This is a genomic window from Halomonas halophila (assembly GCF_030406665.1).
Classification (GTDB): Bacteria; Pseudomonadota; Gammaproteobacteria; order Pseudomonadales; family Halomonadaceae; genus Halomonas; species Halomonas halophila.
The window spans coordinates 3,090,630-3,104,095 of the sequence record NZ_CP129121.1 but is presented as its reverse complement, the minus strand read 5'-3'; the positions used below and the strand labels follow the sequence as shown (position 1 = coordinate 3,104,095).

General features: G+C 68.4%; 13 protein-coding genes. 6 read left to right on the top strand and 7 right to left on the bottom strand.

What is annotated here, in order from left to right:
* Positions 1-107 precede the first annotated feature (107 nt).
* Positions 108-1,133 (top strand): tryptophan--tRNA ligase, encoded by a 1,026-nt coding sequence (locus QWG60_RS14555; RefSeq protein WP_146908391.1) that lies wholly within the window; start codon positions 108-110, stop codon positions 1,131-1,133.
* Between the two features lie 132 nt (positions 1,134-1,265).
* Positions 1,266-2,945 carry an NAD-dependent malic enzyme gene (locus QWG60_RS14550; RefSeq protein WP_146908394.1) on the top strand — a complete coding sequence of 560 codons (1,680 nt, stop codon included), beginning with the start codon at positions 1,266-1,268 and terminating at the stop codon, positions 2,943-2,945.
* A 92-nt stretch (positions 2,946-3,037) separates the two neighbouring features.
* On the opposite strand, the gene acnA is transcribed toward QWG60_RS14550, so the two are convergent.
* On the bottom strand, positions 3,038-5,785 hold the full coding sequence (gene acnA / locus QWG60_RS14545; protein WP_146908398.1) for an aconitate hydratase AcnA: 2,748 nt from the start codon (positions 5,783-5,785) through the stop codon (positions 3,038-3,040).
* Positions 5,786-5,957: 172 nt separating this feature from the next.
* On the opposite strand from acnA, the gene QWG60_RS14540 reads away from it, so the two are divergent.
* The 3 genes from QWG60_RS14540 to trxB all read left to right on the top strand — a co-directional run bounded on the left by QWG60_RS14540 (position 5,958) and on the right by trxB (position 8,023).
* Positions 5,958-6,167, top strand: coding sequence for a CPXCG motif-containing cysteine-rich protein (locus QWG60_RS14540; protein WP_035592719.1), 210 nt, complete (start codon positions 5,958-5,960; stop codon positions 6,165-6,167).
* Positions 6,168-6,338: 171 nt separating this feature from the next.
* On the top strand, positions 6,339-6,941 hold the full coding sequence (locus QWG60_RS14535) for a peroxiredoxin (RefSeq protein WP_016853437.1): 603 nt from the start codon (positions 6,339-6,341) through the stop codon (positions 6,939-6,941).
* 131 nt (positions 6,942-7,072) lie between these two features.
* Positions 7,073-8,023: a thioredoxin-disulfide reductase gene (trxB, locus tag QWG60_RS14530; protein ID WP_146908401.1), complete on the top strand. Its 951-nt coding sequence runs from the start codon at positions 7,073-7,075 to the stop codon at positions 8,021-8,023.
* 42 nt (positions 8,024-8,065) lie between these two features.
* On the opposite strand, the gene QWG60_RS14525 is transcribed toward trxB, so the two are convergent.
* Complete coding sequence (locus QWG60_RS14525; RefSeq protein WP_146908404.1) at positions 8,066-8,311, bottom strand: SlyX family protein; 246 nt, start codon at positions 8,309-8,311, stop codon at positions 8,066-8,068.
* A gap of 170 nt (positions 8,312-8,481) precedes the next feature.
* On the opposite strand from QWG60_RS14525, the gene QWG60_RS14520 reads away from it, so the two are divergent.
* Positions 8,482-8,946, top strand: a complete 465-nt coding sequence (locus QWG60_RS14520) for a cold-shock protein (RefSeq protein WP_016853440.1) — start codon at positions 8,482-8,484, stop codon at positions 8,944-8,946.
* A gap of 188 nt (positions 8,947-9,134) precedes the next feature.
* Here the strand turns inward: QWG60_RS14520 and QWG60_RS14515 are convergent, their stop codons facing one another.
* The 5 genes from QWG60_RS14515 to dapC are packed head-to-tail and all read right to left on the bottom strand — an operon-like array spanning position 9,135 to position 13,378.
* Positions 9,135-9,521 (bottom strand): hypothetical protein, encoded by a 387-nt coding sequence (locus tag QWG60_RS14515; RefSeq protein WP_146908409.1) that lies wholly within the window; start codon positions 9,519-9,521, stop codon positions 9,135-9,137.
* Between the two features lie 7 nt (positions 9,522-9,528).
* Positions 9,529-10,704, bottom strand: a complete 1,176-nt coding sequence (dapE, locus tag QWG60_RS14510) for a succinyl-diaminopimelate desuccinylase (RefSeq protein WP_046078372.1) — start codon at positions 10,702-10,704, stop codon at positions 9,529-9,531.
* 51 nt (positions 10,705-10,755) lie between these two features.
* Positions 10,756-11,781 carry a 2,3,4,5-tetrahydropyridine-2,6-dicarboxylate N-succinyltransferase gene (gene dapD, locus QWG60_RS14505; protein ID WP_046078371.1) on the bottom strand — a complete coding sequence of 342 codons (1,026 nt, stop codon included), beginning with the start codon at positions 11,779-11,781 and terminating at the stop codon, positions 10,756-10,758.
* A 42-nt stretch (positions 11,782-11,823) separates the two neighbouring features.
* The gene (locus QWG60_RS14500; RefSeq protein WP_046078370.1) at positions 11,824-12,162 is read right to left on the bottom strand and encodes an arsenate reductase; all 339 of its coding nucleotides are present in this window, start codon (positions 12,160-12,162) and stop codon (positions 11,824-11,826) included.
* A gap of 16 nt (positions 12,163-12,178) precedes the next feature.
* Positions 12,179-13,378, bottom strand: coding sequence for a succinyldiaminopimelate transaminase (gene dapC / locus QWG60_RS14495; protein WP_046078369.1), 1,200 nt, complete (start codon positions 13,376-13,378; stop codon positions 12,179-12,181).
* Between the last annotated feature and the right edge of the window lie 88 nt (positions 13,379-13,466).

The following is a 13,466-nucleotide window of genomic DNA, read 5'->3' as shown; positions in this document are numbered from 1 at the left end:
CGGGACCTGTCGCCGGATCAGCCCGCGGGCGGCCTCAGGCAGGTCGCCTTGGCCGGGGCGCCGCGTTACCATAGCGGGCATTCGAGAGTCAGCTGAGTCCCGCTTTCATGACCGCATCTTCCGACAAGACCCGTGTGCTGACGGGGATCACCACCACCGGCACGCCCCACCTCGGCAACTACGTCGGGGCCATCAAGCCCGCCATCGCGGCTAGCCAGGACCCGAGCGTCCAGTCCTACTACTTCCTCGCCGACCTGCACGCCCTGATCAAGTGTCAGGATCCCAAGCGGGTCCAGCAGTCGCGCCTGGAAATCGCCGCCACCTGGCTGGCGCTGGGCCTCGACACCGACAACGCGATCTTCTACCGCCAGTCGGACGTGCCCGAGATCGCCGAGCTGAACTGGATGCTGTCCTGCGTCTGCGCCAAGGGCCTGATGAACCGCGCCCACGCCTACAAGGCGGCGGTGGCGGAGAACGAGGAAGCCGGCAGCCCCGATCCCGATCGCGGCATCACCATGGGCCTGTTCGGCTATCCGGTGCTGATGGCGGCGGACATCCTGATGTTCAACGCCAACAAGGTGCCGGTCGGCCGCGACCAGATCCAGCATATCGAGATGGCGCGCGACATGGGCGGACGCTTCAACCACCTGTTCAAGGGTCAGTACTTCACCCAGCCCGAGGCGGTGGTGGACGAGCGGGTTCAGGTGCTCAACGGCCTGGACGGGCGCAAGATGTCCAAGAGCTACGAGAACACCATTCCGCTGTTCGTCTCCGAGAAGAAGCTGAAGAAGCTGGTCCGCAAGATCAAGACCAACTCGCTGGAGCCCGGCGAGCCCAAGGACCCGGACACCTGCACCCTGTTCCAGATCTACTCGGCCTTCGCCAGCGCCGAGGAGACCGCGGCCATGCGTTCCGAGTACGAGAACGGCATCGGTTGGGGCGACGCCAAGAACCGCGTTTTCGAGTACCTGAACGCCCACCTGCGCGAGCCCCGCGAGCGCTACCAGGCGCTGCTGGAAGACCCCGCCCACATCGAGGCCGTGCTGAAGCAGGGCGCCGAGCGTGCCCGGGCCGAGGCCGCCCCCTTCATGGATCGCCTGCGAGAGGCGGTCGGCCTGGGCCGGTTCGTCTAGGCACGGTGTCCCAAGGTGGAGACCCACAACGGCGCCTCCGACCCTGGTCGGGGGCGCCGTTGTGGTAGAGTACCGACCAAGGCGCCGCAGAGCGCCACGGCCCGCATTCCCGACATGGAAAGAGAGAACTTGATGACCAGCGAAGCCAAGCGCCCCCTCTATGTGCCCTACGCCGGGCCGCCCCTGCTCGAAATGCCCCTGCTCAACAAGGGCAGCGCCTTCACCCGGGAGGAGCGCCTCGAGTTCAATCTGATCGGCCTGCTGCCGCAGAACGTCGAGACCATCGAGGAGCAGGCGGAGCGGGCCTATCGCCAGTATCGCCAGTGCCAGACCGACCTGGATCGCCACATCTATCTGCGCGCCATCCAGGACGACAACGAGACCCTGTATTTCCGGCTGGTCTCCGAGCATCTCGAGGAGATGCTGCCGATCATCTATACGCCGACGGTCGGCCAGGCCTGCGAAGAGTTCTCCAACATCTACCGCAACCACCGCGGCCTGTTCGTGTCCTACCCCGACCGCGACCGCATGGACGACATCCTGCGCAGCGCGACCAAGGACAACGTCAAGGTGATCGTGGTCACCGACGGCGAGCGCATCCTCGGCCTGGGCGACCAGGGCATCGGCGGCATGGGCATCCCGATCGGCAAGCTGTCGCTGTATACCGCCTGCGGCGGCATCAGCCCGGCCTATACCCTGCCGATCCAGATCGACGTGGGTACCAACAACCAGACCCTGCTCGACGATCCCATGTACATGGGCTGGCGCCATCCGCGTATCTCCCAGGAGGAGTACAACGTCTTCATGGCCGAGTTCATCACCGCCGTGAAGCGCCGCTGGCCGAACGTGCTGCTGCAGTTCGAGGACTTCGCCCAGGCCAACGCCCTGCCGCTGCTCGACCGCTACCGCGACGAGCTGTGCTGCTTCAACGACGACATCCAGGGCACCGCTTCCGTCTGCGTCGGCACCCTGATGGCGGCCTGCAAGGCCCGCGGCGAGACCGTCAGCGACCAGCGCGTGGCGGTGGTCGGCGCCGGATCGGCCGGCTGTGGTATCGCCGAGCAGATCGTCGTGGCCATGCAGACCGAGGGCCTGTCCGAGGCCGAGGCGCGCCAGCGCATCTACATGGTGGACCGCGAGGGCCTGGTGACCGGTGACCAGGCCTGGCTACGCGACTTCCAGCGCCGCCTGGCCCAGGAGGCGACGCTGGTCGCCGACTGGGACGGCCAGTCGCTACTGGAGGTGGTCAAGCGGGTCAAGCCGACCGTGCTGCTCGGGGTCAGCGGCCAGCAGGGCATCTTCACCGAGGAAGTGATCCGCACCATGCACGCCGGCTGCGCCTCGCCGCTGGTGATGCCGCTGTCCAACCCGACCTCCCGCGCCGAGGCGGTGCCGGCGGACGTGATCCGCTGGACCGACGGCCAGGCGATGGTCGCCACCGGCAGCCCCTTCGCCCCGGTGGAGCATGGCGGCCGCTCCTACCCGATCGCCCAGTGCAACAATGCCTACATCTTCCCGGGCATCGGCCTCGGCGTGGTGGCGTCCGGCGCCAAGCGCATCACCGACACCATGCTGATGGCCGCCTCCCGGGCGCTGGCCGATGCGGCGCCGGTGGCGAAGACCGGCGAGGGCGCGGTGCTGCCGGCGCTGGCCGACATCCGCGAGCTGTCCAAGGCGATCGCCTTCGAGGTCGGCGCCGAGGCCCAGCGCGAGGGCGTGGCGCTGAAGTCCGATGAACAGACCCTGCGCGATGCCATCGAGCGCAACTTCTGGACGCCGGAGTATCGCGCCTATCGTCGCCGCTCCTTCTGAGGCGCGCCGATCGAGCTCAGTATCGACCGCACAAGAAAGCCCCCGCCGGGTCAACGGCGGGGGCTTTTTCATGGTGCTGTGGAATCAGCGAATCAGGCCGAACCGATCATCTTGCGCAGCACGTAGTGCAGGATGCCGCCGTGGCGGTAGTACTCCAGCTCGTTGGCGGTGTCGATGCGGCACAGCGCCTCGAGCGTCTGCTCGCCCTTGTCGCTCTCGATGGTCACCTCGACCTTGCCGCCCGGGGCGAGATCGTCGAGGCCCTTGATGGAAACACGCTCGTCGCCGGTCAGGCCCAGGGTCTCGCGGGTCTCGCCCTCGGGGAACTGCAGCGGCACCACGCCCATGCCGATCAGGTTGGAACGGTGGATGCGCTCGTAGGACTCCGCCAGCACGGCGCGCACGCCGAGCAGCCGGGTGCCCTTGGCGGCCCAGTCGCGGGAGGAGCCGGTGCCGTATTCCTTGCCGGCGATCACCACCAGCGGGGTGCCTTCCTGCTGGTACTGCATAGCCGCGTCATAGATGGCCATCTGCTTGCCGGAAGGCACGTGGCGGGTCTCGCCGCCGACCACGCCGTCGAGCATCTCGTTCTTGATGCGCACGTTGGCGAAGGTGCCGCGCATCATGATCTCGTGGTTGCCGCGCCGCGAGCCGTAGGAGTTGAAGTCCACCGGCTTGACGCCGCGCTCCTGCAGGTAGCGACCCGCCGGGCTGTCGGGCTTGATGGCGCCGGCCGGCGAGATGTGGTCGGTGGTCACCGAGTCGCCGAGCAGGGCCAGCACGTGGGCGCGGTGGACGTCCTCGGTGGGGGCGGGGTCGCGGCCCATGCCCTCGAAGAACGGCGGGTGCTGGATGTAGGTAGAATCCTCGTTCCACTGGTACACCTCGCTCTCGGGCACATCGATGGCCTTCCACACCTCGTCGCCCTCGAACACTTCGGCGTATTCCTTGCGGTACATCTCGGTGCGGACCTGTTCCACCGCCTCGGCGATCTCGGCCTGGGAAGGCCAGATGTCCTGCAGGTAGACCGGCTGGCCGTGGCGGTCAACGCCCAGCGGGTCGCGGGCCAGGTCCTTGCGCACGTTGCCGGCCAGGGCATAGGCCACCACCAGGGGCGGCGAGGCCAGCCAGTTGGTCTTCACCTGGGGATGGACGCGGCCCTCGAAGTTGCGGTTGCCGGACAGCACCGAGGCCACGGTCAGGTCGCCGTCGGTGATCGCCTGCTCGATGGGCTCCGGCAGCGGGCCGGAGTTGCCGATGCAGGTGGTGCAGCCGTAGCCGACCAGGTTGAAGCCCAGGGCGTCGAGGTCGTCCTGCACGCCGCCGGCGGCCAGGTAGTCGGTGACCACCTTGGAACCGGGGGCCAGCGAGGTCTTGACCCAGGGTTTGGTGTCGAGCCCGCGCTCCCGGGCGTTACGCGCCAGCAGGCCGGCGGCCATCATCACGCTGGGATTGGAGGTGTTGGTGCAGGAGGTGATGGCGGCGATCACCACCGCGCCGGGGTCGAGGCGGAAGGCCTCGCCCTCGAGATCGACCTCCTGGCTGTCGTGGTGCTCGTAGCTCTCCTCGACGCCCACCGCGGTCTGGCCGCCCTCGGACATCAGCTTGCCGTTCTCGGTGGAATCGCCGAGCGGCTTGCCGTCGTCCTCCATCACCTTGGCGAAGGCCGTCGGCATGTCGGCCAGGGTGACGCGGTCCTGGGGGCGCTTGGGGCCGGCCAGGCTGGCCTCGACGTCGCCCATGTCGAGCTCCAGGGTGTCGCTGAAGACGGGCTCGGCGCCGGGCTCGCGCCACAGGCCCTGGGCCTTGCAGTAGGCCTCGACCAGGGCGATCTGCTCCTCGTCGCGGCCGGTCAGGCGCATGTAGGTGAGGGTCTCGTCGTCGACCGGGAAGAAGCCGCAGGTGGCGCCGTATTCCGGGGCCATGTTGGCGATGGTGGCACGGTCGGCCAGCGGCAGGTCCTTGAGGCCATCGCCGTAGAACTCGACGAACTTGCCGACCACGCCGCGGCTGCGCAGCATCTGGGTCACCGTCAGCACCAAGTCGGTGGCGGTGATGCCCTCGCGCAGCTTGCCGGTGAGCTTGAAGCCCACCACCTCGGGGATCAGCATCGACACCGGCTGGCCGAGCATGGCCGCCTCGGCCTCGATGCCGCCGACGCCCCAGCCGAGCACGCCCAGGCCGTTGATCATGGTGGTGTGGGAGTCGGTGCCGACCAGGGTGTCGGGATAGGCGAAGGTCTTGCCGTCCTCCTCCTTGGTCCACACCGTCTTGCCCAGGTACTCGAGGTTGACCTGGTGACAGATGCCGGTGCCCGGCGGCACCACGCGGAAGTTGTCGAAGGCCTGCTGGCCCCAGCGCAGGAACTCGTAGCGTTCGCGGTTGCGCTCCATCTCGATGGCGACGTTGTCCTTGAAGGCGCTGGGGTCGCCGAAGTGGTCGACCATCACCGAGTGGTCGATCACCAGGTCCACCGGCGACAGGGGATTGATGCGCGACGGCTGCTCGCCGAGGGTCTCGACCGCGGCGCGCATCGAGGCCAGGTCGACCACGCCGGGGACGCCGGTGAAGTCCTGCATCAGCACCCGGGCCGGGCGGTAGCCGATCTCGCGATCGGACGAGGCGGTCTTCTGCCAGTCGACCAGCGCCTGCATGTCCTCGCGCTCGACGCCTTCCTGATCGGCGAAGCGCAGCTGGTTCTCGAGCAGGATCTTCAGCGTCATCGGCAGGCGATCGATATCGCCCAGCGTCTCGGCGGCCTTGGGCAGGCTATGGTAATGGAAGGTGGTGCCGGCGGCGTCGAGGGTCTGCAGCGTCTCCGGTAGGGACGAAGTGCTCATGGGGTCCTCCTGTCACGGCGGGAAAGATCGAACCATCCTGGTCCACTATCGATTACATGGTCATGATAGATGGCCTTTTCAACCATCGCGCCGACGGCGGGCCCGGCGCCCTTGAAAAGACGGCCGCGGTGCCCCATCTAACGAGGCATTGACCTGGCCGGGGGAGACAGACGTGCACGAGGAAGCGCTGGACAGCCACGCGGTGCGCTGCCCCTACTGCGACACCGGCTTCGACCTGCTGGTCGACCTTTCCCAGGGCAGCCACACGACCTGGGAGGACTGCCCGCAGTGCTGTTCGCCGATCCAGATGCGCATCGAGGTGTCGCTGGTCGGCGGCGAGCTCGAGTCGCTGACCCTGGGACGCGACGACGAGGTGCTGTGAAGACAAGTGCTGTGAGCCGCCGCGGCGTGCGTGCGCGCCGCCGCTGCCGGTCATCGATTTTGCCTATCCGTGCCATTGACTCGCTTCGGTGGTGCGGCGAGGATGCCTGACCTAGCGTAGGCATTCCGCTTTTACTCCCATGAATGCCATCACTCACTCAAGGAGATCTGCATGAGCGTACTGGTTGGACGTCAAGCACCCGATTTCGAAGCCGCCGCCGTCCTCGGCAACGGCGAGATCGTCGATAACTTCAAGCTGTCCGACAGCAACGGCAAGCTCCGCGTGCTGTTCTTCTGGCCGCTGGACTTCACCTTCGTGTGCCCGTCCGAGATCATCGCCCACGACAACCGTCTGGCGCAGTTCAAGGAGCTCGGCGTCGAGGTGATCGGTGTCTCCATCGATTCCCAGTTCACCCACCACGCCTGGCGCCTGACCTCGCCGGAGAAGGGCGGCATCGGTGAAGTCGGCTTCCCGATCGTGGCCGACGTCAAGCACGAGATCACCCAGGCCTACGGCATCGAGCATCCGGAAGCCGGCGTCGCCATGCGCGGTTCCTTCCTGATCGACGAGAACGGCGTCGTCCAGCACCAGGTCGTCAACAACCTGCCGCTGGGCCGCAACGTCGACGAGATGCTGCGCATGGTCAAGGCCCTGCAGTTCCACCAGAAGAACGGCGAAGTCTGCCCGGCCGGCTGGGACGAAGGCCAGGAAGGCATGAAGGACACCGCCGAAGGTGTCGCGAGCTACCTGGGCAACCACGCCGGCGCCCTCTAAGCCTGTGCGATGTCCCCCGGGGCGGCCTGCGGGCCGCCCCTCGCCTCCTACAGCGGCCTTCGCGATGCCGACGGCTCGCCGCCATCGCCAAGCCCGTTGCCCCACCCCTTTCGAGACCTGCGAGGTTCCCCATGAGCGAAGCGCGCCACGAACGCCTGATCATCCTCGGCTCCGGCCCCGCCGGCTACACCGCCGCCGTCTACGCCGCCCGCGCCAATCTCAAACCGCTGCTGATCACCGGCATTCAGGCCGGCGGCCAGCTGACCACCACCACCGACGTGGACAACTGGCCGGGCGATGACACCGGCGTGCAGGGCCCCGAGCTGATGGAGCGCATGAAGCGCCACGCCGAGCGCTTCGACACCGAGGTGCTGTTCGACCATATTCACGAGGTCGAGCTGCGCGAGACGCCCTACACCCTGAAGGGCGACAACGGCACCTACACCTGCGACGCCCTGATCATCGCCACCGGCGCCAGCGCCCGCTATCTGGGGCTGGACTCCGAGCAGCAGTTCATGGGCCAGGGCGTCTCCGCCTGCGCCACCTGCGACGGCTTCTTCTACCGCAACCAGGAGGTCGTGGTGGTCGGCGGCGGCAACACCGCCGTGGAAGAGGCACTGTACCTCTCCAACATCGCCTCCAAGGTCACCCTGGTGCACCGCCGCGACAGCCTGCGCGCCGAGAAGATCCTCCAGGACAAGCTGTTCGAGAAGGCCGAGAACGGCAACGTCGAGCTGATCTGGAACCACACCCTGGACGAGGTGCTGGGCGACAACAGCGGCGTCACCGGGGCGCGGCTGACGTCCACCGAGGACGGCAGCACGCGTGAGATCGGCGCGCCGGGCGTGTTCATCGCCATCGGCCACAGCCCCAACACCGGCATCTTCGAGGGCCAGCTGGACATGGCCGGCGGTTACATCAAGGTGCAGTCCGGCCTCGAGGGCAACGCCACCGCCACCAGCGTGCCGGGCGTGTTCGCCGCCGGCGACGTCATGGACCACGTCTACCGCCAGGCGGTGACCTCCGCCGGCACCGGCTGCATGGCGGCCCTGGACGCCGAGCGTTACCTGGAAACGCTCTGAGGCTTGAGGCCCGCCTGTCGGGCTCTGGCATCACGCTAATCGCTAGTAATGCGGCGGCACCTCGTCCTCCGGGCGGGGTGTCGCTGTGTCCGCTTCCTGGAGTGCCTGGCGCTGTTCGCGCAGCTTGTGCTGCATCAGCTCGTTGAGGCGCTCCAGCTGCATCAGGCGCTTTTCCTGGACGGCCACCGTGCGGTCCAGGGTATCCAGCCAGTGTTCCTGGTAGGCCAGCCGGCTCTCCAGGGCCTCCAGCCGCGCCGCGGCGTCGGAGGGCGTGTCGTCGTCGTGCATGATAGACTCCTTATACCGTGTCAAGGCTCGTCCTGGTGCGGTCTGTCGTGGCCCCGTTCGCCGATGCATCGAACGCGGCCGGCGCAGTCGGGTCGAGGGCGGTCTGCGGGTCGTTCGGTGCCTCGCCCCCATCACATCCGTTCCCAATGACAAGAGAGCATCCGAGGTTTATGAATCGAAAGGTCGTGTTTCGTTGCAGTATCGTCAGTCTGCTGCTGGCCGCACCGGCGCCGCTGCTGATCGCGCTGTTCGTCCATCTCACCGGTGGTGAGCTGTCCCGCGAGCTGTTCGCCAGCCTCGAGGTCGGCGGTCTGGCGGTGGTCTATGTCGCGGCGGCCCTGGCGGTCTTCCTGCTGATGCTGGTGGCCACCCTGGCGATCAACGCCCTGACGCCCCAGCTGTCCAACATCGCCGAGGTCGAGGACGACGGCCGCGAGATCGGCGAGGTCAAGTGGTTCAACGTCAACAAGGGCTATGGCTTCATCACCCGTGACAGCGGCGAGGATGTCTTCGTCCATTTCCGTGCCATCCGCGGTCGCGGTCATCGCACCCTGGCCGAGGGGCAGAAGGTGAAGTATCACGTCTCGCGCAATGACAGAGGTTTGCAGGCCGACGACGTCACCGTCATCACCTGAAACGGGCCTGCGCTCGATCATACTGCGTTGGAAGGTCGTCTCGAGATGCTCATTTAGCTGCTAGTAAACTCCGCTCTCTCGACGACCTTCCGCCTTGTCTGATCTTCGCTCGGCGCCGTTTCCCCGGCTGCTGTCTAACCGCCATCCAACGACATCGCCCCGCATCCGCGGGGCGATGTCGTTTCGGCTCACTGCCCCGAGTCGGGCCAGTCGATGGTGGCCTCGGCGCCGTCCGGCAGCACCTGCAGGAAGCGGTCCGGGTCGTCGCCGGGCTGCCAGCCGCCCAGCGAGCAGCGCACCTCGCAGCCGAGTCGCGCGGCGGCGGCGCGGGCGAGGTCGCTGTCGGTGGGCCAGGGCGATTCGGCGCTGTCCAGCCACAGGCTGGCGAAGCCGTCGTCGGCCTTCTCGACCAGCAGCACCGGGATCTCGGCCCCGTCGTGGCGGCCCTGGGTGCGCCAGCGGTGCTTGCCGGCCGGCTTCAGCGGCGCGGCGTCGAGGGTCTCGCCGAGCCAGGCGTTCAGGGCGTCGGGCTCGACGCGGGCCAGATAGATCTCGATGTCGGGATAGCGTTCCATGGTGTCCTCAGGGGCGTGACGTGCCGTCGACGAACAGCCGGGTCATGATCGCTTCATAGACCCGGCTGAGGTCGTCGAGGTCGGCGGCGCGGACCCGTTCGTTGACCTTGTGGATGGTGTCGTTGCGCGGGCCGAGCTCAACCACCTGGCTGCCCAGGGTGGCGATGAAGCGGCCGTCGGAGGTGCCGCCGGCGGTGGACAGCTCGGGGCGATGGCCCATCACGTCCTCGACGCCGCCGACCGCGGCCTCCACCAGCGCGCCTTCCGAGGTCAGGAAGGGCTCGCCGTTGAGCGTCCAGTCGATGTGGAAGTCCAGGCCGTGGGCCTCGAGGATCGCCTCGGTGCGCTGGCGCAGCGTCTCGTGGGTCAGGGCGGTGGAGTAGCGGAAGTTGAACACCACCTCCACCTCGCCCGGAATCACGTTGGTGGCACCGGTGCCCGAGCGGATGTTGGAGACCTGGAAACTGGTCGCCGGGAAGAATTCGTTGCCGCCGTCCCAGTGCTCGCGCACCAGGGCGTCCAGCGCCGGGGCGACCTCGTGGATCGGGTTGCGCGCCATGTGCGGGTAGGCCACGTGGCCCTGCACGCCCCTGACGTGCAGCACGCCGCCCAGCGAGCCGCGCCGGCCGTTCTTGATCACGTCGCCGAGTCGGTCGGTGGAGGAGGGCTCGCCGACGATGCAGTAGTCGAGGCGGTCGTGGGACTCGCGCAGGTGCTCGACCACGGCCCGGGTGCCGTCCACCGCCGGGCCTTCCTCGTCGGAGGTGATCAGGAAGGCCAGGCGCCCAGGATGATCGGGATGGGCGGTCACGAAGCGCTCCACGGCGGTGACCATGGCGGCCAGGCTGCCCTTCATGTCGGCGGCGCCGCGGCCGCACAGCATGCCGTCGTCATCGATGCAGGGCGCGAAGGGCGGGTGCTCCCAGTTGACCTCGGGGCCGCTCGGCACCACGTCGGTATGGCCGGCGAAGGCCAGCACCGGGCCGTGATGGCCGCGCACCGCCCAGAAGTTCTCGACGTCGCCGAACGGCAGGCGCTCGATGGCGAAGCCCAGGCGTTCCAGGCGTTCGATCATCAGGTCCTGGCAGCCCAGGTCATCGGGGGTCACGGAGGGGCGGCGCATCAGCGCCATGGCGAGTTCGAGGGTCGGGGAGAGCGTAGGGTCGGAGCTGGTCGAGGTCATGCGGGATTCCGGCGGGCCGTCCCCCGGCGCCGTGAGGCGCCGGGGCAGGGCTCAGTTGTGGGCGTGCAGGGCTTCGTTGAGCGCGATGGCGCTCTTGTTGGTCAGGCACTCGATGCGGCCGTTCTGGGAATTGCGGCGCAGCAGCAGGTCGTCCTGGCCGGCCAGCTCGCGGGCGGCCACGACCTCGACTTCCTGGCCCTGGTCATCGAGCACGGCGACCTTGGCGCCGGCGGTGATGTAGAGGCCGGCCTCGACGGTGCAGCGATCGCCCAGCGGGATGCCGATGCCGGCGTTGGCGCCGATCAGGCAGCCTTCGCCGACCTTGATGATGATGTTGCCGCCGCCGGACAGGGTGCCCATGGTGGAGCAGCCGCCGCCCAGGTCGGAGCCCTTGCCGACCATCACGCCGGCGGAGATGCGGCCTTCGATCATGCCCGGGCCTTCGGCGCCGGCATTGAAGTTGACGAAGCCCTCGTGCATCACGGTGGAGCCCTCGCCGAGGTAGGCGCCCAGGCGCACGCGGGCGGTGTCGCCGATGCGCACGCCGGTCGGCACCACGTAGTCGGTCATCTTGGGGAACTTGTCGACGCAGTCCACCGACAGGGTGCGGCCTTCCAGGCGCGCCTTGAGGCGACGGGCCGGCAGCTCCTCGATGTCGATCGGGCCTTCGCTGGACCAGGCGATGTTGCGCAGCAGGCCGAACATGCCGGTCAGGTCGGTGCCGTGGGGCTTGACCAGGCGGTGCGACAGCAGGTGCAGCTTGAGGTAGACCTCCGGAGCACTCTGCGGCGGCAGGTCCTCGGCGATGAAGGTCGCCACCAGCGGACGCTGGCTGGCCGCCATGGCCTCGGCGAGCTCGGCCTGGTCGGCGTGGCCGGCGGCCTTCAGGGCCTCGGCCAGCGCGGCGCACTGCTCGGGCAGGAAGCTGACGGCGGCGTTGCCGGCGGGGGCGTCGAGCACCTTGGCGGCGGCCTCGACCAGGGCGGCGTCCGGGTTCAGCAGCGGCGCCGGGTAGTAGATCTCCAGCCAGTCGCCCTGGGTGTTCTGGGTGCCGATTCCGAGTGCAAAGCTGAGCATGTGGGGGTCCTCTCGATGGAGTTCAGGTCGGCCGGGGGCCGCCTAGAGATTGTCGTAGTCGCCGTCGCGATAGCCGACGAGGATGTCGTCGCCGGTATCGAGCAGCGGTCGCTTGATCAGGGTGGGGTTGGCCATCATCAGCCGGCGGGCCTTGTCGCCGTCGATGTCGGCCTTGTCCTCGTCGGGCAGCTGGCGCCAGGTGGTGCTGCGCTTGTTGAGCAGGGTCAGCACCGGCACCCGCTCGAGGATGTGCTCGAGCAGCGGGGCGGACAGGCCGTCCTCGCGCAGGTCATGGAACTGAAAGGGCTGACCCTTGCCTTCCAGGGCCTTGCGCGCCTTGCGGCAGGTATCGCAGTTCTTGATGCCGAACAGCGTCATCATGGCGGTCTCTCCTGAATCAGGCGTGTCGTTCGACGTGGCGGCGCAGGCGGCGGGCGGCCTCGACGGTGGCGTCGAGTTCGTCCACCAGCGCCAGGCGGATGCGGCCGGCGCCGGGGTTCACGCCGTCGGCGCCGGGGCGGCCCATGTAGCTGCCCGGCAGCACGCTGACGTGCTGCTCGGCGAACAGCGAACGGGTGAAGGCCTCGTCGTCACCGCCGGGCACCGCCGGCCACAGGTAGAAGCTGGCCTCGGGCGCGGGGAAATCCATCACCGGGGCGAGGATCTCGGTCACCGCGGCGAACTTCTCGCGATAGGCGCCTCGGTTGGCGAGCACGTGGGCCTCGTCGTTCCAGGCGGCGATCGAGGCGTGCTGCAGCGGCAGCGACATGGCGCAGCCGTGATAGGTGCGGTAGCGGCGGAAGGCCGCCAGCAGCTCGGCGTCGCCGGCCACGAAGCCCGAGCGCAGCCCCGGCAGGTTGGAGCGCTTGGACAGCGAATGGAATACCAGGCAGCGCCGGTAGTCGTGGCGGCCGAGCTCGGCGCAGGCCTGCAGCAGGCCCGGGGGCGGGGCGGCCTCGTCCAGGTAGAGCTCCGAGTAGCACTCGTCGGCGGCGACGATGAAGTCGTGTTCGTCGGCCAGGGCGATCAGTTGCTTGAGCTCGTCGAGCGGCGTCACCGCGCCGGTGGGGTTGCCCGGCGAGCAGGTGAAGACGATCTGCACGTCGCGCCAGGTCTCGGCCGGCACGGCGTCCAGGTCGGGGCGGAAGCCGTGCTCGGCGCGGCAGTCCAGATAGAGCGGCGTGCCGCCGGCCAGCAGGGTGGCGCCCTCGTAGATCTGGTAGAAGGGGTTGGGCACCGCGACCCGCGCCGGGCGGCGGCGGTCCAGGGCCGCCTGGACGAAGGCGAAGATCGCCTCGCGGGTGCCGTTGACCGGCAGCACCTGGGTGCCGGCGTCGAGGTCCTCGAGGGCGAAGCGCCGCTTGGCCCAGTCGGCGATGGCGCCGCGCAGCTCGGGCGTGCCGGGGGTGGCCGGGTAGCGGGCCATGTCGTCGATGTTCGCGGTCAGCGCCTCCAGGGCGCCGGCATAGGGCGCGTGGCGCGGCTCGCCGATGGTCAGGGGGAGGTGCACCAGGCCCTCGGGCGTCGTCACGTCGGCCTTGAGGGCGGCGAGCTTCTCGAAGGGGTAGGGCTGCAGGGCGTCGAGATCGGGGTTCATGGCGCGTCCAGTGGGGGCCGTTGTCGGCGTCGTTATGATGCTGGTGGTTCGATCGAGCGCTGGGCAAGACGCCGATTATAGGGAACCC

Bases quoted from the DNA above. Each gene is read 5' to 3' on its own strand.
- trxB (WP_146908401.1), top strand. From the start codon at position 7,073: ATGAGCGAAGCGCGCCACGAACGCCTGATCATCCTCGGCTCCGGCCCC.
- QWG60_RS14535 (WP_016853437.1), top strand. From the start codon at position 6,339: ATGAGCGTACTGGTTGGACGTCAAGCACCCGATTTCGAAGCCGCCGCC.
- acnA (WP_146908398.1), bottom strand. From the start codon at position 5,785: ATGAGCACTTCGTCCCTACCGGAGACGCTGCAGACCCTCGACGCCGCC.
- QWG60_RS14500 (WP_046078370.1), bottom strand. From the start codon at position 12,162: ATGATGACGCTGTTCGGCATCAAGAACTGCGATACCTGCCGCAAGGCG.
- QWG60_RS14555 (WP_146908391.1), top strand. From the start codon at position 108: ATGACCGCATCTTCCGACAAGACCCGTGTGCTGACGGGGATCACCACC.
- QWG60_RS14550 (WP_146908394.1), top strand. From the start codon at position 1,266: ATGACCAGCGAAGCCAAGCGCCCCCTCTATGTGCCCTACGCCGGGCCG.
- dapC (WP_046078369.1), bottom strand. From the start codon at position 13,378: ATGAACCCCGATCTCGACGCCCTGCAGCCCTACCCCTTCGAGAAGCTC.
- QWG60_RS14520 (WP_016853440.1), top strand. From the start codon at position 8,482: ATGAATCGAAAGGTCGTGTTTCGTTGCAGTATCGTCAGTCTGCTGCTG.
- dapD (WP_046078371.1), bottom strand. From the start codon at position 11,781: ATGCTCAGCTTTGCACTCGGAATCGGCACCCAGAACACCCAGGGCGAC.
- QWG60_RS14525 (WP_146908404.1), bottom strand. From the start codon at position 8,311: ATGCACGACGACGACACGCCCTCCGACGCCGCGGCGCGGCTGGAGGCC.
- dapE (WP_046078372.1), bottom strand. From the start codon at position 10,704: ATGACCTCGACCAGCTCCGACCCTACGCTCTCCCCGACCCTCGAACTC.
- QWG60_RS14515 (WP_146908409.1), bottom strand. From the start codon at position 9,521: ATGGAACGCTATCCCGACATCGAGATCTATCTGGCCCGCGTCGAGCCC.